This is a genomic window from Gardnerella vaginalis (genome assembly GCF_001563665.1).
GTDB classification, from domain to species: Bacteria; Actinomycetota; Actinomycetes; order Actinomycetales; family Bifidobacteriaceae; genus Bifidobacterium; species Bifidobacterium vaginale_A.
This window is the reverse complement of sequence record NZ_KQ961867.1, coordinates 27,191-45,819: the sequence shown is the minus strand read 5'-3', so window position 1 is coordinate 45,819 and position 18,629 is coordinate 27,191. Positions and strand designations below refer to the sequence as shown.

General features: G+C 34.3%; 15 protein-coding genes. 7 read left to right on the top strand and 8 right to left on the bottom strand.

Going from position 1 to position 18,629, the window contains the following annotated elements:
• The first annotated feature begins 103 nt into the window (after nucleotides 1-103).
• Nucleotides 104-862, top strand: coding sequence for a phosphatase PAP2 family protein (locus HMPREF3230_RS03735; RefSeq protein WP_075523617.1), 759 nt, complete (start codon nucleotides 104-106; stop codon nucleotides 860-862).
• A gap of 102 nt (nucleotides 863-964) precedes the next feature.
• Here HMPREF3230_RS03735 and mscL read toward each other — a convergent pair whose 3' ends face one another.
• The 8 genes from mscL to dnaA form a co-directional block, all read right to left on the bottom strand.
• Nucleotides 965-1,375, bottom strand: a complete 411-nt coding sequence (gene mscL, locus HMPREF3230_RS03730; protein ID WP_075523616.1) for a large conductance mechanosensitive channel protein MscL — start codon at nucleotides 1,373-1,375, stop codon at nucleotides 965-967.
• A 16-nt stretch (nucleotides 1,376-1,391) separates the two neighbouring features.
• Nucleotides 1,392-1,895, bottom strand: coding sequence for a DUF3566 domain-containing protein (locus HMPREF3230_RS03725; RefSeq protein WP_075523615.1), 504 nt, complete (start codon nucleotides 1,893-1,895; stop codon nucleotides 1,392-1,394).
• Between the two features lie 230 nt (nucleotides 1,896-2,125).
• Nucleotides 2,126-4,831 carry a DNA gyrase subunit A gene (gene gyrA, locus HMPREF3230_RS03720; RefSeq protein WP_075523614.1) on the bottom strand — a complete coding sequence of 902 codons (2,706 nt, stop codon included), beginning with the start codon at nucleotides 4,829-4,831 and terminating at the stop codon, nucleotides 2,126-2,128.
• A gap of 69 nt (nucleotides 4,832-4,900) precedes the next feature.
• Complete coding sequence (gyrB, locus tag HMPREF3230_RS03715) at nucleotides 4,901-6,976, bottom strand: DNA topoisomerase (ATP-hydrolyzing) subunit B (protein ID WP_155642899.1); 2,076 nt, start codon at nucleotides 6,974-6,976, stop codon at nucleotides 4,901-4,903.
• A 275-nt stretch (nucleotides 6,977-7,251) separates the two neighbouring features.
• Nucleotides 7,252-7,710, bottom strand: a complete 459-nt coding sequence (locus HMPREF3230_RS03710; RefSeq protein ID WP_075523612.1) for a DciA family protein — start codon at nucleotides 7,708-7,710, stop codon at nucleotides 7,252-7,254.
• A complete protein-coding gene (recF, locus tag HMPREF3230_RS03705) occupies nucleotides 7,707-9,170 on the bottom strand; it encodes a DNA replication/repair protein RecF (protein ID WP_075523611.1) in 1,464 nt (487 codons plus the stop codon). The genes HMPREF3230_RS03710 and recF overlap by 4 nt, the downstream gene beginning before the upstream one ends.
• Before the next feature lie 222 nt (nucleotides 9,171-9,392).
• On the bottom strand, nucleotides 9,393-10,514 hold the full coding sequence (gene dnaN, locus HMPREF3230_RS03700; protein WP_075523610.1) for a DNA polymerase III subunit beta: 1,122 nt from the start codon (nucleotides 10,512-10,514) through the stop codon (nucleotides 9,393-9,395).
• Nucleotides 10,515-11,121: 607 nt separating this feature from the next.
• Nucleotides 11,122-13,011, bottom strand: a complete 1,890-nt coding sequence (gene dnaA, locus HMPREF3230_RS06605) for a chromosomal replication initiator protein DnaA (protein ID WP_419471025.1) — start codon at nucleotides 13,009-13,011, stop codon at nucleotides 11,122-11,124.
• Nucleotides 13,012-13,686: 675 nt separating this feature from the next.
• On the opposite strand from dnaA, the gene rpmH reads away from it, so the two are divergent.
• The 6 genes from rpmH to rsmG all read left to right on the top strand — a co-directional run bounded on the left by rpmH (nucleotide 13,687) and on the right by rsmG (nucleotide 17,896).
• Nucleotides 13,687-13,821 carry a 50S ribosomal protein L34 gene (gene rpmH / locus HMPREF3230_RS03690; RefSeq protein ID WP_004106067.1) on the top strand — a complete coding sequence of 45 codons (135 nt, stop codon included), beginning with the start codon at nucleotides 13,687-13,689 and terminating at the stop codon, nucleotides 13,819-13,821.
• A 20-nt stretch (nucleotides 13,822-13,841) separates the two neighbouring features.
• Complete coding sequence (gene rnpA / locus HMPREF3230_RS03685) at nucleotides 13,842-14,564, top strand: ribonuclease P protein component (RefSeq protein WP_082266273.1); 723 nt, start codon at nucleotides 13,842-13,844, stop codon at nucleotides 14,562-14,564.
• 212 nt (nucleotides 14,565-14,776) lie between these two features.
• Complete coding sequence (yidD, locus tag HMPREF3230_RS03680; protein ID WP_075523681.1) at nucleotides 14,777-15,064, top strand: membrane protein insertion efficiency factor YidD; 288 nt, start codon at nucleotides 14,777-14,779, stop codon at nucleotides 15,062-15,064.
• A complete protein-coding gene (yidC, locus tag HMPREF3230_RS03675) occupies nucleotides 15,064-16,071 on the top strand; it encodes a membrane protein insertase YidC (RefSeq protein ID WP_075523609.1) in 1,008 nt (335 codons plus the stop codon). The genes yidD and yidC overlap by 1 nt, the downstream gene beginning before the upstream one ends.
• Before the next feature lie 277 nt (nucleotides 16,072-16,348).
• Nucleotides 16,349-16,900, top strand: a complete 552-nt coding sequence (locus tag HMPREF3230_RS03670; RefSeq protein ID WP_075523608.1) for a Jag family protein — start codon at nucleotides 16,349-16,351, stop codon at nucleotides 16,898-16,900.
• Between the two features lie 201 nt (nucleotides 16,901-17,101).
• Nucleotides 17,102-17,896, top strand: a complete 795-nt coding sequence (gene rsmG / locus HMPREF3230_RS03665; protein WP_082266271.1) for a 16S rRNA (guanine(527)-N(7))-methyltransferase RsmG — start codon at nucleotides 17,102-17,104, stop codon at nucleotides 17,894-17,896.
• Nucleotides 17,897-18,629: the final 733 nt, after the last annotated feature.

Here is an 18,629-nt window from a genome sequence, read left to right as displayed (position 1 = left end):
ATATTAAGGTTTATATATCAATATTAAAGCCTTATCAAAGTATTCATTATTAGTTATAACTTATTCACCTTTTAGCATAGTTAATGTAGTACTCTTAAATAATATGAATACTTATAATAATGAAAATTCGAATTTTAAAAAAGTTATGCAATGCTTTTTGTATTCTATAACGTTTTTACTAGCTGTTGCTTTTCCTATTATAGGTAAAGCAATATTGACAAATCCAAAAGAAATTGCTTATGAAAATTCTATAGTCGCTTTATTCCATAATAATTCTCCACATTTTTTGTATTCAATTTCTCATGTTATAGCAATAATTTTCTCAACTAAATGTTGCATTCTTATATTAGTTTTATTAGCGTTAGCATCTCTTTATATACATAAAAATTATAAAATTACTATTGTTCAACTCCTTATATCATTACTTCCGATGATATACGTTTTTGCAGTTAAATTTGCTGTTCATAGGAATAGGCCAAATATAGGAATATCTGTTCAATTACCTCCAGATCCAAGCTTTCCTAGTGGTCACACTGCTGCAGCTGTAGCAATTTGCACGATGATCATGTTAATTGTTTATCTTAAAAAACCTACTTTCCTTCAATCAGGATTGTTTATAAGTGGATTTGTTGTGATTATTGTTGCAATATCCAGACTTATTGTTGCAGCACACTTCCCTACAGATGTTCTAACTTCAGCTATTATTTATCCGCTATTAGCAACAACTATTTTCTACATGTTTCAAAAACGTGGTTTATATGAATCAATTAAAATCAATAAAATAAATGGATCAGATATATTGAATAAAGTAGAAAACACTGAAATAGAAAACACTGAAATAGAAAACACTAGCGAAAAATAGAAATAACAAAATAACAATAAAAGTAAATATCCTCTCTAACTTTTGAACATCTTTTGTGTTAGAGAGGATATTTTTCTTCACTAAATCTAAACTAAATCTAAACTATTTATTCGCTAACTCACTACGAATATCTTTCAATAGTGAAATTATTTCTTTTTCGCGAATCTCTCGTTTCTCTTCTTCAGTTTTTTCTTTATCTATTTGCAACAAATTCGCGCTAACTTCTCTTAATTTGTTTATAGGAAGAACTATACAAAAATATACAGCTGCAGCAACAATAATGAAGTTCAATAAAGCACCTATAACAGCTCCAAAAGATATTGTTGCTCTATTAAATGTAATTGTAAGAACACCATTAAGCTCTGGTTTTCCACAAATCATAGCAATTAAAGGGTTAATTATGTGTTTAACAATTGCTGTTACAACTGAAGTAACAGCGCTACCCATAACAACACCAACAGCCATATCAATAACGCTGCCGCGAGAAATAAACTTTTTAAATCCCTTTAACATAATGTTCTAAACTCTATCAGTCATCTCCCAAAGTGAGATGAACTCCTCCAACTAATGCTCCAACAACGTTATAAAGCAAAGAAACAATTACAGAAAGAACAGTAGCAACTAATATTTCAACAACTGAAAATATAGTTGTTGCGCTTAAAACAGCAGGAAGTGAGAATACGTCTGCAAGATTAAAACCATTAGTGTCTAATCCAGTAGAAGATACAATCTGCGTTACTTGATCAAAAACACCAACCATGTTCAAGAACACCCATACTAAACCTGCAGCAATAACTTGAATAATTCCTACAGCAACACTCAGCAAAAATGCTACTTTAGCTATAGACCAAGGATCAACCCTAACTAAAGAAAGGCTCATTCTACGTGCTCGTGGACGATGCGAAGAATGCGCTCTTTTTTTAGTCTGAGAAGAAGCCATTCCTCCAATAGTACGAGGCATTGCACCACCACTATTTTCAGATGAATACGCTCCAGAAGAAGCTGTACGCACTGGTTCATAATCCTCGCTCATGAATTATTCCTTCTCTTATATTTGTTTAGTCAGTACAAGAAGTTTTAATAACTCTATAATGTGCTGATTAAGCCTATTTATTGCTTATTTCTAATAAAAAAGAGTATCAGTCGAAAAGGACGTGCCATTAGACTGATACTCTTTAATTTTCACACTTTATTAAAGTTTATTATTCTTTATTTAAGTGTTTAATAATAATTATTTAATTAAGTATTAAATAATTTTAATTATTAAATACTATTATTATCTGTATCTTCGCTAGATTCGTTCATAGTGTGAGATTCATTTATTTCTTGACTCTCTTTTACTTCTTTTGAATCAAATTCAGAAGATTCTTGATTTTCAACTATCTCAGGATTTTCTTCATCTTTTTCTTCATTACGAGCTATAGAAATAATCTCATCACCTTTATCTGGCTTAGCAAGTGTGACACCTTGAGTAGTTCTTCCAGTGCGCTTAACTTCATTCACATCTGAACGAATTACTTTTCCAGATTTCATAATTGCCATTACTTGATCTGTTTGTTCAACAATCAAAGCACCAACCAAAGAACCGCGTCCCTCTGCAAGCTGTACAGCTTTAACACCATAACCATTTCTACCTTGCAAACGATATTCTTCAATAGCAGTCCTCTTAGCAAAACCTTCATTTGTAACAACAAGAAGATCTTTACTTGTTTCAGCAGCAACTACATCCATATCAAGTAATTCATCGCCATCTCTAAATCGCATACCTTGAACACCAGCAGTCTGACGTCCCATTGGGCGAAGTTGCACATCATCAGCTCTAAACTTCAAACTCATTCCAAGCTTAGAAACGAGAATAATGTCATCTTCTGAATTGCAAAGTGCTGCACCAATAAGCTCATCTATTGGTTCACCAGTTTCTTCATTAGACATTAAGCGAACTGCAATTAAACCACCTTGACGAGGTGAATCATATTCTTGCAAAGAAGTTTTCTTAACTTTTCCAGAACGAGTTGCCAAAACCAAATATTTAGCAACATCATAATTTGGAATTGAAAGAACTGTTTGAATAGTTTCTCCTGGAGCGAATTGCAATAGGTTAGCAACATGCTGACCCTTAGAATCGCGTGAACCTTCTGGCAATTCATAAGCTTTCAAACGATAGACTCGACCACGATTAGTAAAGAAAAGCAACCAATTGTGAGTAGATGTTAAGAAGAAATGATCAACAACATCATCTTCACGAAGCTTTGCACCTTTAATGCCTTTACCACCGCGATGCTGAGCACGATACTCATCAGCCTTAGTTCGCTTGATATAACCTGCTCGAGTTACTGTTACAACAACGTTTTCTTCAGCAATAAGATCTTCAACATTCATTTCACCAGAGAATGGGAGAATCTTAGTTCTGCGTTCATCGCCATATTTTGCAACTATTTCATCAAGTTCATCGCCAACAATTTTGCGTTGACGTTCTGGGCTTGCCAAAATATCGTTATAATCAGCAATTCTGCGCATCAATTCTTCATGCTCATCTAAAATCTTTTGACGTTCCAAAGCTGCAAGTCTACGAAGTTGCATAGCAAGAATAGCGTCAGCTTGTACATCATCGACATCAAGCAAATTCATTAAGCCTGTGCGAGCAGTATCAACATCTTTAGATTGACGAATTAAGGCAACTACTTCGTCAATCATATCTAGGGCTTTCAAATAGCCTTGTAAAATATGATCTCTTTCTTCGGCTTCGCGCTTCAAATAACGAGTACGACGATCAATTACTTCAAGCTGATGAGTTACCCAATGACGAATAAAAGCATCTAAACTCAAAGTTCTAGGAACGCCGTCAACCAAAGCAAGCATATTTGCGCCGAAAGTCTGCTGCAATTGTGAATGCTTATACAAGTTATTTAAAACAACTTTTGGTACAGCATCTCGCTTAAGAACAAGAACTAAACGCTGACCTGTACGACCAGATGTTTCATCTCGCATATCCGCAATGCCTTGAATTTTGCCATCACGAACAGCTTCACGAATAGAAGCAGCTAAGCGATCAGGATTAACTTGATATGGTAGCTCAGTAACAACCAAGCACATTCTTCCCTTAATTTCCTCAGTATTAACTACTGCGCGCATTGTAATTAAGCCGCGTCCAGTTCTATACGCTTGCTCAATTCCCTTATGACCTAAGATCGTTGCTCCAGTAGGGAAATCAGGTCCTTTAATACGCTGAATTAAAGCTTCAAGTAATTCTTCTTTACTTGCTTCAGGATGATTCAAAGCCCAGTGCACACCATCAGCCACTTCACGCATATTATGAGGTGGAATATTTGTTGCCATACCAACAGCAATACCAGCAGAACCGTTAACTAAAAGATTTGGAAAACGTGCTGGAAGAACTGTAGGTTCTTGAGTTTTACCATCATAATTAGGCAAGAAATCAACAGTGTCTTTATCAATATCTCTAACCATTTCCATGGCTAAAGGTGCCATACGACATTCTGTATAACGCATTGCTGCTGCAGGATCGTCACCAGGAGAACCAAAGTTACCTTGACCATCAACAAGCATGTATCGCATAGACCAAGATTGAGCCATACGAACTAAAGTGTCATAAATAGCAGAATCACCATGAGGGTGATACTTACCCATAACGTCACCCACAACGCGAGAGCACTTATTATATCCACGATCCGGTCTATAACCGCCATCATACATAGCGTAAATAACGCGGCGATGAACAGGCTTCAAACCATCACGAACATCAGGTAAAGCGCGCTCAACAATAACAGATAATGCGTAAGCTAAATAAGATTCACGCATTTCTTGTTGCAAATCCATATGCTTTACGCGAGCACCCTTCATTAAGCCATAATCGGTATTATCTGCTTCTTGTGGGCTTTGTGGCTCCATTGATTCGTCCGGCAGCTGCTCTTCACCATCATTATTGACGGAGTTCATTTCATCTACCAATGTAATTCCTTTTTCTTACGATTCGAAGTATTTTTGCACTTATAAAATATTTACAAATATTTTTAAGATTTAAGCATCAATGAAACGTGCATCATGAGCATTTCGCTGAATGAAAAGTCTACGAGGCTCTACTTCATCACCCATAAGCATTGAGAACGTTTCATCAGCACGAGCAGCATCTTCAATATGAATTTGCTTTAAGATTCTATGCTCAGGATCCATAGTAGTTTCCCACAATTCCTGATAGCTCATCTCACCTAAGCCCTTGTATCTCTGAATACCTTCACCCTTAGGAAGTTGACGACCAGCAGCTTTACCTTCTGCTAAAACTCTATCTCGCTCAGCATCAGTATAAACAAAATCATGTGCTCCCTTACTCCACTTCAAACGATAAAGCGGAGGCATAGCTACGTAAACATAGCCGGCAGTAATCATAGGACGCATATATCTGAAGAACAAAGTCAAATTCAATGTAGCAATATGAGCACCATCGACATCAGCATCAGCCATAATAATAACTTTGTGATATCTAACTTTGCTTAAATCAAAATCTTCACCGTAACCGCCGCCAACAGCCGTAATTAAGGATTCAATCGTTTCTGATTTCATCATTCTGTCTATTGAAGCACGCTCAGTGTTAAGGATCTTACCACGTAAAGGCAAAATTGCTTGAGTAATAGGATCTCTACCTTGAATTGCTGAGCCACCTGCAGAATCACCCTCTACTATGAATAATTCGCATTCTTCAGGATTATTTGATTGGCAATCCTTCAATTTATCTGGCATTCCAGCAGTTTCAAAAATAGACTTTCGTCTAGTATTCTCGCGAGCTTTCTTTGCAGCTAAACGTGCACGAGATGCTTCAATTGATTTTTGAATAATATTCTTTGCTTCACTTGGATGAGCATCAAACCAATCACCGAGTTTTTCAGTCATAACTCGCTGCACAAAAGTCTTAGCTTCGGAATTTCCAAGCTTAGTTTTTGTCTGACCTTCAAATTGAGGAGTGGTAAGTTTTACTGAAACAACAGCAGTTAAGCCTTCGCGAACATCGTCACCAGAAAGATTAGTATCTTTTTCTTTTAATATATTCTTTTCACGCGCATAACGATTTACTAAAGTAGTAAGAGCTGCACGGAAACCTTCTTCGTGAGTTCCACCTTCAGTAGTTGAAATTGTATTAGCAAAAGTATGAACTGCTTCAGAATAAGCAACAGTCCATTGCATAGCAATTTCTGCAGAAATACCAATTTCAAGATCTTCAGCCTCAAAATCAATAACATCTGGCTCTACTGGAACAGCTTTACGAGATTTAACTAAATAGTCAACGTAATCTTTAATACCATGCTCATATCTATAACTCACACTTCTATGTTTATCTTCATTACTAGATTCAGCATCCCCTGCTACTTCATCACCTGCTTCATCAGGCTTTCGCAAATCAGTTAAGGAAATTTTTAATCCCTTATTAAGAAATGCCATTTGCTGGAATCTAGAACGTAATGTTTCAAAATCATAAATAGTAGTTTCAAAAATTGCAGCATCTGGCCAGAATGTAACAGAAGTACCAGTTGATTCACCTTCTGCCATTGGCTCACCTTTAGCTAAAGGAGCAGTTGGATGCTGATTTATATAAGTTTGAGTCCAATGGAATCCTTGACGTCTAACTTCAATATCTACTCTTGTAGAAAGTGCATTAACTACAGAAATACCAACACCGTGAAGACCACCTGAAACAGCATAACCGCCGCCGCCAAACTTACCACCTGCGTGAAGCTTAGTCATAACTGTTTCTACACCAGAAACACCTTCTCCAGGTACTTCATCAACTGGAATACCACGTCCATCATCAACAACTCTAATTGCATTATCTGGCAAAATCGTCACTTCAATGTGAGAAGCATAACCAGCTAAAGCTTCATCAACAGAGTTATCTACGATTTCATAAACCAAATGGTGTAATCCTCGAGGACCTGTTGAACCAATGTACATACCTGGACGAATACGCACTGCTTCCAAACCTTCGAGTACACGAAGATCACTAGCATCGTAATGTTCAGGAGCAAGCGAATCATCAAGTTGAGCATCATCTAACTTATGCTCATCATTGATTTTCTCTATCGAATCGTCTTCCATATTTGACAACTTCGATCCCTTCCCGTATTGCCTCGCAAAATATGCTATTCACAAGGTCGATACACGCTAGAAAGCACATAAAAGGGGGTTCTAGCGATTGAACTATAACATACGACATTCTACACATATACCCTGACGGCTTAAGAATAAGAGCCATTGTAAAGATTTGGCTTTATATAGCGAAATATAAAGATTAAAATACTAAATAACAATATTAAAAAGTAAAACTAGAAACCAAAAAACTAAAACTAAAACTAAAACAAAAACAAAAACAAAAACAAAAACTAATGTTTTTTATCAGTTGAAATAACTAACTTTATATTTTTAATATTTTTTATACTCTTTTCCTCTATTTTTTTAAGAATAATTTTTTTAGATGAATTAACTAAAAATTTTGTAATTGTATAAGCAGACTGATTATAAGCGCTGATAATTAAAGTTTCTTTATCTAAATCTTCAACTTTGCTAAATTTTGCATTATATTCACCAATAATATTTGGCCATAGCTTATTTAATTTAGAAATTGTAAGGAATTTGTCCCAATTATGATTATGAGCAAATAAGTCTAAAACAGAATTTAATTTGCTAGGATCTCTTCCAGGCTTACCAAAACTTTCCCAAGAATCCTCTTGCTTTTGATCTAGCTTTTCTAATTTTTCTCCCTTATTTTTAATAGGTTCAAAAATAAGTGATGGTAAAACTCTAGTATCAAGATTCAAAATTAAATGTACAGGCTTCTTCATATTCTCTCACCATTGTTTTCTTTACTGCTTACATCATTTGAATCACTACTACTCGAACCACTTAAATTTCGCTTAGAAATAACTTCATCGATAATACTTTTATGACTAGAATCAATGTTTTGAATAGTATTATTAAAATTATTTTCACAAAAAACTAATTTAGAAACATCAATAAAAGAATCACTTTTTATAACATCATTTTTCGGTATATCACTTAATGAAGCAACAGTAATAAAAACTTGACCTTTATTACGAATAAAATTGACTATTTGCAATCTACGCGACTCATCTAATTGAGAAAAAACATCATCTAAAATAATAATAGGTTTTTGATTATTTTTATCTTCTAAAGCCTTAAATAAAGACATTTTCAGAGCTAAAGCAATAGTCCAAGACTCTCCATTAGATGCAAAATCTCTAGCATCAAATCCGTCAAGTTCTATAGAAAAATCATCACGATGAGGGCCAATAAGATTACATCCTCTAGCAACTTCACCAGCATAGATACGTTGAAAATGCTCACTTATTTTTGAAGCACAACTTTTAAATAAGTAATCACTATTTTTTTCACCAACAGAAACTTCACCATTTGTATCACGGCAAAAAACGCCATCAACATTACAATCAAGATTACAGTTATCTTCACCAGTAGCATCGCTAAAAACATCAAAAACTTCTTCAAAAGAAGGATTATAAATTATATTTGCATTTTGCTTACAGCTAGTTATTTCACTTATAATAGATGAAAAATATTTTGAAAGTTCTTTGATAATTTTTATGCGATTTTTAGTTATGGAAATACCAACTTCAATCAATCTTCCAGTCCAAATTTCCAAACTTGAAAGAGAAACATTTACAGAATTATTTGATAATTGTTTTAATAAAGCAGTTCTTTGCTTAGCAATATGCTTATATTCTTGAATAAGTCTAGAGTATCCAGATATCAGTAAAACTCCAGCTTGATCTAAAAAAGTTCGACGATTAGAAGGATCTCCTAATACTAAAAACTGATCTCTTGGAGTAAAAGAAACAGATGGTATTAAGCCAACAACATCTCGCATATAAATAGATTTTCCAGAATTTATACGAGCGCGATTAGCTCCTCTAGAATTCAAAGTAACTTCATAAGTACAAATTTCGTTACAAGAATCGTTACAAGAATCGTTTAATTTTTCATTGTCTAATAAATTCTTATTTTTAAAAGTATTATTTAAATCACTTAAACTATTTAAATTATTAACATTAAAACGAATAGTTGCAGAAGAATTTCCTTTTTTAATAAGTGGAGTTGTTAAAGAAGTTCTATGACTTACTCCAGTTGAAATAACTTCAATAGCTTCAACAATATTTGTTTTACCTAGACCGTTATTACCATAAAAAACATTAATATCAGGATTGCAATCAATTACACAATGATTCCATGATCTAAAATTATCTAGAGCAATAAGCGAAATATGCATTATTCCTCCTAAAAAAAAAATTGCTAATCAAAATCTTTTAAAACTAATGTTTTTTTATATTCTAATATTTTTATTTTATTATTTAATGATTTATTTATTCTTATTTGTTTTCTAAATAAAAATATTTACCTTTGAATGATATTTAGCAGAAAATTTAAGATTATAAATAATCTATTAAAACATCATTCAAAGGCTAAGAATCTAATATTTTTATTGCTATTTTTATCGTGGAAGCATTGGAACAACAAGATAACGATAAGTTAGAGATTCATCTCCATCTATTTCTTGTTGTCCATTAAATTCTACTGGTTTAACAGCTGTTTTTATCTTCACATGAACGTATGGCTCAGTAATATTATTTAATCCTTCAATTAAGAAATTAGGATTAAATTTAACTTGAATATCTTCTCCATCCATGTCAATGTTAATGCTCTCTTTTGCTTGTGATTCATTTGAATCTCCAGCGAAAAGAGTTAGCTCTTGACCTTCAAATGAAAGAGTAATAGAAGGATCTCTACCTACGACTAGTGAAACTCTTTTAATTGCGTTAATAAGATTTTGTTTATCAATAACAGCGTGAATAGAATATTCTTCTGAGAATAAGAGATCTAAAGAAGGAAATTCGCTATCAATAAGTTGAGCTGTAGTGGAATGATATGAATTTTCAAATCCTAAGAGATTAGGATCTTCAGCATTAAGATTTATTAAAACATTGCTATTATCGTTTAAAGATCTAGATACATCTTTAAGTAAAGTGCCCATAATAAGAGCTTCAGTGTTTATATCTTGTTTTTCTGGAGTCCACTTAAAAGATGCTCTAGATAGCCTATATCTATCAGTTGAAGTCATAATAACAGAATCATTTTCAAAGCGAACATGAATTCCTCTAAGAACAGGTCTTTCATCGTCACGTGAAATAGCTACAGAAGCTTGATTAACTGCTTGAATAAAAGTAGGTGCATCAACTTGACCTAATTTTTCAGGCATTGTAGGAAGATCTGGATATTCACTTTCAGGCATTAGTTGCAAATTAAAAGTTGATTTTCCAGAAGTAATAGTCAAAGTAGTTTCATTTGAGGATAATGTTGTTTTTTCGTTAGGTAGAAGTTTAGTTATTTCGGCTAATAGGCGACCAAGAACTAGTATGCTTCCATCTTCTTCAACTTCAGCTTCAATATGGTTTTTGCTTGAAACTTGATAATTGAAAGCAGAAAGGTTTAGCGTACCATTTGATGCTTCAATTTTTAATCCAGCAAGAATAGGGTTTGCTGGTCTAGAATCTATGATTCTTGTGGTCCAAGCTACTGCGTCTGCAAAGGCTTCGGAATTAACTTCTACTTGCATACTTCCTCGTTTCTTAAAATCTTAATTTAGTTTAGCGTAAGGTGTTACCCGAAATCTTTTCAAAAGCTGATATAAAAAATGGTTGGTTATTACTTTAGTTATTAAATAAAATAAAAATAATATTCATATTAAGCACCGTGGATATGTGGATAACTAATAAAAATCAAGAAATAAGAAGGCTTATCCACAAAAAGAGAATGTGCATAACCTGTGGAAGTCAATGTGCATAACTTGGCGACTTATCCACATTCGGAGCTATTTCTTGGCGTATCCACATTTTAAAGGCTTTTATTAACTTGTTATCCACATTTTTTAGCGGCGTTTTCCACGACTTATGCCCAGGGTTTACCCACATTTGTTAATAAATATGTGGATAACTTTTTATTTTTTTATTAACTACCCAATAATAAGTTTGTGGAAAACCGCTTTTTATAGTTAAAAATAAATCAAAAATTCAGCGTAAAAAGAAAAATTCGTAAAAATTATTGAACAAAATTCTCTCGATTATTCTCTCGAATATTTTCGCGAATAATTTAGCTAATATTCTCTCGAATAATCTCGCTAAAATAATCGCGAATAATCGTATAAATCTGATTTTGATAAAATTCTAATTATTTTGCTCCGAATTTTCTTCGCTATTTTTCCCGTCTTCATCAGGAGCATTATGTTGCTTTAAACGAACAGTTAAATCAATAACATAGTTATAAATTTCCTGTTTTTGCTTCATTTCATCACTAATTCTCGTATAAGCATGCATTACAGTAGTATGATCTCTACCGCCAAAAACTTCACCAATATCGACTAAGCTCATGCTAGTCATTTCTCTAGCAAGATACATTGCGATTTGACGAGATAAAGCTACATTTTTAGTGCGTGTGCGACCAACTATTTCGTCAAAAGTAAGATGAAAATATTTCGCAACTTGACCAATAATATCAGTAGGACGAATTTCAATATCTGATGCAAAAAAATCCTGTAAAGCTCTTTCAGCAAGAACTCTACTAACAGGTTGATTACTTAATGATGCAACAGCAGTAACTCTAGTTAAAGCTCCTTCAAGCTCTCGAATATTTTGAGTAAAACGTTCAGCTATAAGATCGAAAACTTCAGCAGGAATTTTTACAGAATTTGTTGAAGCCATCATTTTTAAAATAGCAATTCGAGTTTCTAAATCAGGTGGCTTAATATCAACAGTTAAACCAGATTCAAATCTTGTAATAAGTCTAGATTCAAATCCTCGCAAACGTTTAGGAGCAACATCAGAAGCAATAACAATGCGCTTATTAGCTTGATAAAGAGCATTAAAAGTATGGAAGAATTGCTCTAATGTGGCTTCTTTACCGCCTAAAAATTGAATATCGTCAATAAGCAAAAAATCAACCTCTCGATATTTTCTATTAAACTCGGAGATTTTATTTTGACTTTCATTAGGAACTCGCAAAGCATCAATAAAATCATTTGTAAATTCCTCACTTGTTACATATCTAACTTTTAGTGAAGAATCTTTTACTAAAGCATAATTTCCAATAGCATTAAGCAAATGAGTTTTACCTAATCCGGATCCTCCATAAATACACAAAGGATTGAAATCTTTTCCGGAACCTTCTGCAACAGCCAGAGCAACAGTTCGCGCAAAACGATTTGAATCTCCCGGAACAAAATTATCAAAAGTAGCGCAAACATTTAAATGAGTTTTAGGATCTGTTTTTACAGAAACAGATATTTTCCCATTACCCTTATTGTTAGTTATTGAAGAACCAATGATTTCTGGTTTAAAAACAGAAAATCCAGTAGATAAAGGAAAAGGTGGCTGTATTGGTATAGAATTATCTTCTTCGTTTTCTCTAACGTTAGCGCTAACGTTAGCGCTATCGATTTCGATAATATCTTTATTTTCGCTATAGTTTTCGTTTTTGTTATTTATATCTTCTTCGTTTACGCTAGCATCTTTATTTTCGCTATTGCTGTCTTTTTTGTTATATCTATTGTTTCTGTTATAGACATCGTTTTCGCTATATCTATCGTCTTTGACTTCAGTAACAGTAAAATCAGTTTCTTTTAAATCTGCGAAGTTTGGAATTTCATCAACAGGTTTTCTGCCATAATCATCTAACTCAGAATAGCCATAGTATGGGTCTAAAATATATCGTTTTGCTTCAGATTCATCAAATGTGTACTTTCTTACTTCTGTAGTTCCGGATTCAGAAGTGTAAATAGTTGAAGAAAAGTTTGATTTTGAACCTGTTAATGAGTTGTTTGCATTACTAACGCTGTTTTTTGTGATATCTTTGCCATATTGGTCAATGCTTCGATTATTTTGATTAAAGATTTGAGCGTCTTGAACGTTTAGATTATTCTGTATATTTTGATTGTTTTGAGCGTTTTGAACGTTCAAATTCCTGTTATTTGTATTAGTTTGATTATTATTTTCAGAAAAATTATTGTTATCTTCAGAAAAACTATCGTAAGGCTTTACAATCTTAAAAGCAGGAAACATATCTTTTCCTGTGCAGATCTTTAATGCCACTAGTAATGGCTCATTAAGCTCATTTTGAAGTGCTTGCTGAGCAGTGGCACTTGTAACGCATAAAACAATAGTAGTGCCATAAATTGCCTCAGGATGAACACCTTCAAACCAGCTTTTATCTCTAGCACTTAGTAAAGCATTATGTTTTAATACACTAAGCGTATTGGCCCATACAATAGCAGCTTGTGCTACTGGGTCGCTGAATGCATCAGACATACCACTCCAATCCAAAACGCCTAATTAAGAAATCCTAAATTCATTGCGTGTATAACATTTTTGCGCGTAAGAAAAAGAACTTCAATAGAACATGTTTACTACCACCCTGTGAAGTTATCCACAGCCTCGCGTGTTGAAAATATTGGATTGTTAATAACATGCGTGTAATTTGTGGATAATTTTTTGAATGCTTAAATTATCGAATTTCTAAAGTTTTCTAGGGCTTTCGTATTTATTCACGAGTAATTTAATTATTTTATTTAATAGAAAATATCTAAGTTAATTTATATAAATTCTGTTTGAAATATGAATAATTTGTGTAATAATTGATTGAGTTTTTTGCCTTTTGGTGAGGGGTAATAGTAATTTAGTAGAGCTTGACGTAAAATTGGTCACGTTTTTACATGACTGAATATAGGAGCATTATTTATGAAAAGGACATTCCAGCCAAATAATCGTCGTCGTCACATGAAGCACGGCTTCCGCGTTCGCATGCGTACGCGTGCTGGTCGCGCAGTAATCAATCGTCGTCGCGCTAAAGGTCGTAAGTCGCTGTCTGCCTGAGTTGAGATAGCGTCGTAAATATGGAAAGGCTGAAAAGCCATCGTGACTTTGTTGCGGTACTCAAAAAACGGCGCAAAGTGAGTTCGCGGGATATCGTCGCGCATTATTTGATGCGTGACGATACAACCGTATGTAGCGCACTTAATCAGGTAAATGATTTTACGAATAATGAAACCACGGGATTTGATAGTAGTCCCGCGGAATTTTTTGATACCTTAAAACAGCCTGAAAAGTCTTATAATTCCAACGATTCCGCGAAAAATTATTCTTTTGGAGTTAAGCACGCGGAAAAGGAAAAATGTAAAAGACTTGGTCTTGCAGTATCTAAATCAGTTGGCAAAGCAGTAGTGCGTAATTTAGTTAAAAGACGCTTTCGTGTGCTTGCAAGTAAATACGAATCTTTATTGCCTTGTTATTGTGATGTTGTGTTACGAGCAAAACCTAGTGCTGCAAATGCAACGTTTGCTTCATTGAATCAGCAAGTTGAAAAATTGTTTATCAATATAACCAATAATGCTAAGATTCATGAGCAAAAAAGCAACACATCTTTCAATCGCGAGATAGTGGATCAATCTAATGAACATAAAAGCGATGAATCTAGCGAATCTTTGTATGAAGATTTTAAGAAAGACTCATATGAAGATTTCATAAATGATTCTAAAAAATGTTCATACGATTTTTCACAAGATTCTCGCGAAGTAGATTCTCGTACTTCAAATAGTTCTGAAACAGAGTCTATATGATTGAAGAGGATTATTGCGATGAATAGATGTTGCTAAAAGTGTTGTTAAGAAGGTTGTTAAAAGTTTATTAGATTTTTCTAAAGACTTTTAAGATTTCATAAAGTTATACAATGCGAGGATTTTTAAAGAGGAAGGTGAAAGATATGTATAGCAAATCTGCTTTTGATAATAAAGCAAATAAAGCCAAATCGCATATTTCATGTTCCTCAATAATGATTAATTCTATTCGCTGGTATCAGAGAGTAATATCTTCCAATAATCCTGCATGCTGTCGCTACTACCCTACTTGTTCCAGATATGCAATTGAAGCTATTGAGCGTTATGGAGCATTTCGTGGCGGATTGTTAGCTTTTTTGAGATTATTAAGATGCCGACCATGGACTAGTTGTAGTATTGACGATGTTCCGCGAAAATATTCTATTTTTTATCGTTGTGCTTGGTCTAAAGCGCATGAAGAGCCACGGCTAACTCCCTTGGCTGAAGAAGACAAGGAAAACTAATGTTTAATCAAGATCATTTCGTACTTGATAATGGATTCTTCGGATGGTTTTATAAAATCCTAACGCCAGTTGAGTGGATTATGACTCAAATTATGGTGTTGTTCCACAAGTTCTTAACCCTTATAGGAATGAATGAAATAGGATTGTCTTGGGTGCTTTCAATAGTATTTTTGCTATTGGTTGTTCATGCATGCATTTTCCCTGCGTTTATTAAAAGCATTAAAGGAATGCGCCAAATGCAGGCTATTTCCCCTCAAATTAAGAAAATTCAGCAAAAATATAAAGGGAAAAATGATCCTGCAAGCAAAGAAGCTATGCAACGTGAGATGATGAAGCTTTATCAGGATAATAATGCTAATCCTGCTGGTTCTTGCTTACCTATGATGATTCAAGGTCCTGCTTTTATGAGTATGTGGTATACGCTTTCAGTAATTCCTTTTATTGCAAACGGTAAGCATGCTCCGCTTGGCGCTTTTGATGTTACAGTTGCAAAACAATTTGTAAAAACACATGTTTTTGGTGTAGGTCTTTCCGATACATTCATTACTGTTCAATTAGCCGGTAAGATCATCATTGTTTTAGTTGTGATTCTTATGTGTGCTGCAATGTGGTACATGCAATTTAATAACGTTCGTAAAAATTTGCCTCCTGAAGCTAAGCAGGGCAGTCAATATACGATGCAGAAACTTATGATGTGGGGATTCCCTCTGATTTACGTTTTCTCTGCTTTTGCACTTCCATTTGCAATGTTGATATATTGGCTTGTAAACAATATTATGAATATGCTCCGCTCAATTTGGCAGGTTTATGCTTTCCCAACTCCTGGTTCTCCGGCAGCTAGCGAAAAAGAAAAGCGAGATCACGATAGGGAAGTTAAGCGCAGAGAGCGTGAAGGATTGCCTACATTAGAAGAAGAAGCGTTGCAAAAAGCGCGTGAAGAAGCTGAAAGGCGAGAGGTTGAAGGTTTCCAAAGGAAACAGCCTCAACGCAAGCGTAAGCGCTCTTAATTTAAGTTTTTGAGTATAATGCGCGAGTTCGTAGAATCTTTGCTCGAGTATTGTATGAAATTTATAAGTAAAAATTCATAATTTAATAAATAATTATTACTTATTGTTTAAAGTGATATTACTGATATTGTTATGTTGCATTGTTATGTTGCATAAGATGCATAATCGTGCTGTTATGAGTGATAATACTGTTATAAGTGATAATGTAATTGTTAATGTGACGTTATTTTTTAAGTAGACTTATAAAAGCGATTTACAGTCGTGCTAAGGAGTGAGTATGGTACAGGAAGAAAGTAAAACAGTAGAGCAGCTCAATGAAGAAGCTGATATTGCTGCTGATTATTTAGAAGGATTACTTGATATCGCTGATTATGAAGGCGATATTGAGATGGGAGTTCGTAATAATCGCCCTATGATTCAGATTGTTGCAGATGATGATACTGACATTAAAAATTTGATTGGTCGTAATGGTGAAGTTGTTGATGCTTTACAACAGTTGAGCAGACTTGCTGTGCAACAGAAGACTGGTGAGCGCTCTCATCTAATTGTTGATGTTGATGGTTTCTTAAAGAGAAAACGCCAACATTTGCGAGATATGGCTTTAGATGCTGTTGATGAGGTTCGTGAAACTGGTGAATCTGTGAGCTTAAGACCTATGAATTCTTTTGAGCGTAAAGTTATACACGATACGGTTCGAGATGAGGGATTGCGTTCGCGTTCTCATGGTGAAGAACCTCGCAGATATGTGACTGTTTATATGCCTGCAAGTCTTTCTGAAGATGAAGATTCAGATAATTTCGATGAAGATGTTGAATACGTTGATGAGTAAAAATTTATTGTAAATAAATATAAAATAAGTCAGTAAAACGAAAGTTACACGATAAAACAAAAATGTTTTTGTTGTGTAACTTTTGCTGATATTTGAGCGAACATATAAAAGTTTTAAAATTTACAGTACTAAAGTGCTTAAGTTTTAAAGTGCTGAAATTTTAGAATATTAAAGTATAAAATATAAAAGTTGTGTGCAGTTATGGAAGATGGTTTGCGCGTGGAAAATTCTGAAGGCGTTGTGAATTCTGAAGGCGTTGCGAATAATGAAAACGCTAAAGATTCTGAAGGCGTTGCGAATGCTAACCTTGAGAATACTTTCGATGAGAATATTCTAGATGAATTAGATTCTTCGCCAATATTATGTGAAGTGCTTGGCGATGCACTACCTAAATGCAGATTGTTTCATGTGAAACTTTGTAAAGAGGGGTTGATTCGCGGTTTAGTTGGACCACGCGATATGTGCATACTTTGGGAAAGGCACATATTAAATTCTGCTGCTGCAGTTCCGTTTATTGAAAAAATTGTTGTAAATAGTAAGCAAAAAAGAATCGCGGACGTTGGCAGTGGTGGCGGATTTCCAGGTTTGGTTATAGCTGCATGTTTGCCAGACGTAAATATAACTTTGATTGAGCCAATGGAAAGACGCGTAGTTTGGTTAGAAGAATGCGTGTCTTTAATGGATCTTAAAAATGTGACTATTTTTCATGGTCGTTCTGATGAAGTTATTTCTCAAGTCAAAGAGCATAAGATTCAACCGTTTGATGCTGTAACATGCAGAGCAGTAGCGCCTATGACTAAGTTAGCTGGTTGGACAATACCTCTTTTACGCAAACATGGCAGTCTTGTTGCGCTTAAAGGCAAATCTGCTCAAGCTGAAATTGAAAAGGCTTCGAAAATGATTCGCAAAGCAGGTGGAGTGAATCCTCGTGTTGTTGAAGCTCCTGTTGCACGCGGATTACAATCAACGACTGTTGTGATAGTCGATAAAGCCTAATTTTGTGAATAAAGTATAGGATTGTTTTACAAAATATGATTGTTGTTGTGATGTGTGGGAAATACTTACCTCACAGGAGCTTCAACTTTTTACGCATGTTTAAATGTTGTTGCTTGTAGTAGTAAAAGTTAGATTTTAGCTTACTTTAGTTTTATAAAGAGTTTGGATTAGGTGTAACTTCTTCAAATACCGTTTCGCTTTTTATTGTTCGTTAAGTAATTTCCACATCTCACTAGTATGTAATCTATACTTTATTTGCTTAGTAAATAAATCTATAGTTTGTTTTACAAAATATGCTTTGCTATTAGTTAGGCAGAGATTTAAGATTTCTCGTTCATATGCGTGTATATCCATATGATAATGAGGTATGGGTGTTACTTGTCTCACAGACGTTACGCTCTTATGAGGTACATTGTCATTATGCTTGTGTTACTAGTTTTTAGATTTTTAATTTAACTTTTTATTCCCAATAGGATTGGATTATGTTGGAATTTATTTAGAATCGCTCCACTTTTATATTGTTCGACCAAGCAACACCCATCCCTCACTAGTACATGATGTGTATTTAACTTACTTCGTCAACAGGGATATAAGATTTTTACGTAATTGTTTTTTACTGTGTTTGTGAGGTGTGGGAAATACTTACCTCACAGGAGCTTCAACTTTTTACGCATGCTCAAATGTTGTTGCTTGTGGTAGTGAAAGTTAGATTTTAGCTTACTTTAGTTTTGTG

What these genes read in the sequence shown, in the direction of transcription:
- HMPREF3230_RS03735 (WP_075523617.1), top strand. Translation starts at nt 104, where the DNA reads ATGAATACTTATAATAATGAAAATTCGAATTTTAAAAAAGTTATGCAA.
- yidD (WP_075523681.1), top strand. Translation starts at nt 14,777, where the DNA reads ATGATTAATTCTATTCGCTGGTATCAGAGAGTAATATCTTCCAATAAT.
- dnaN (WP_075523610.1), bottom strand. Translation starts at nt 10,514, where the DNA reads ATGCAAGTAGAAGTTAATTCCGAAGCCTTTGCAGACGCAGTAGCTTGG.
- HMPREF3230_RS03725 (WP_075523615.1), bottom strand. Translation starts at nt 1,895, where the DNA reads ATGAGCGAGGATTATGAACCAGTGCGTACAGCTTCTTCTGGAGCGTAT.
- yidC (WP_075523609.1), top strand. Translation starts at nt 15,064, where the DNA reads ATGTTTAATCAAGATCATTTCGTACTTGATAATGGATTCTTCGGATGG.
- HMPREF3230_RS03710 (WP_075523612.1), bottom strand. Translation starts at nt 7,710, where the DNA reads ATGAAGAAGCCTGTACATTTAATTTTGAATCTTGATACTAGAGTTTTA.
- HMPREF3230_RS03670 (WP_075523608.1), top strand. Translation starts at nt 16,349, where the DNA reads ATGGTACAGGAAGAAAGTAAAACAGTAGAGCAGCTCAATGAAGAAGCT.
- rnpA (WP_082266273.1), top strand. Translation starts at nt 13,842, where the DNA reads ATGGAAAGGCTGAAAAGCCATCGTGACTTTGTTGCGGTACTCAAAAAA.
- recF (WP_075523611.1), bottom strand. Translation starts at nt 9,170, where the DNA reads ATGCATATTTCGCTTATTGCTCTAGATAATTTTAGATCATGGAATCAT.
- mscL (WP_075523616.1), bottom strand. Translation starts at nt 1,375, where the DNA reads ATGTTAAAGGGATTTAAAAAGTTTATTTCTCGCGGCAGCGTTATTGAT.
- dnaA (WP_419471025.1), bottom strand. Translation starts at nt 13,011, where the DNA reads ATGTTTCCTGCTTTTAAGATTGTAAAGCCTTACGATAGTTTTTCTGAA.
- rsmG (WP_082266271.1), top strand. Translation starts at nt 17,102, where the DNA reads ATGGAAGATGGTTTGCGCGTGGAAAATTCTGAAGGCGTTGTGAATTCT.
- rpmH (WP_004106067.1), top strand. Translation starts at nt 13,687, where the DNA reads ATGAAAAGGACATTCCAGCCAAATAATCGTCGTCGTCACATGAAGCAC.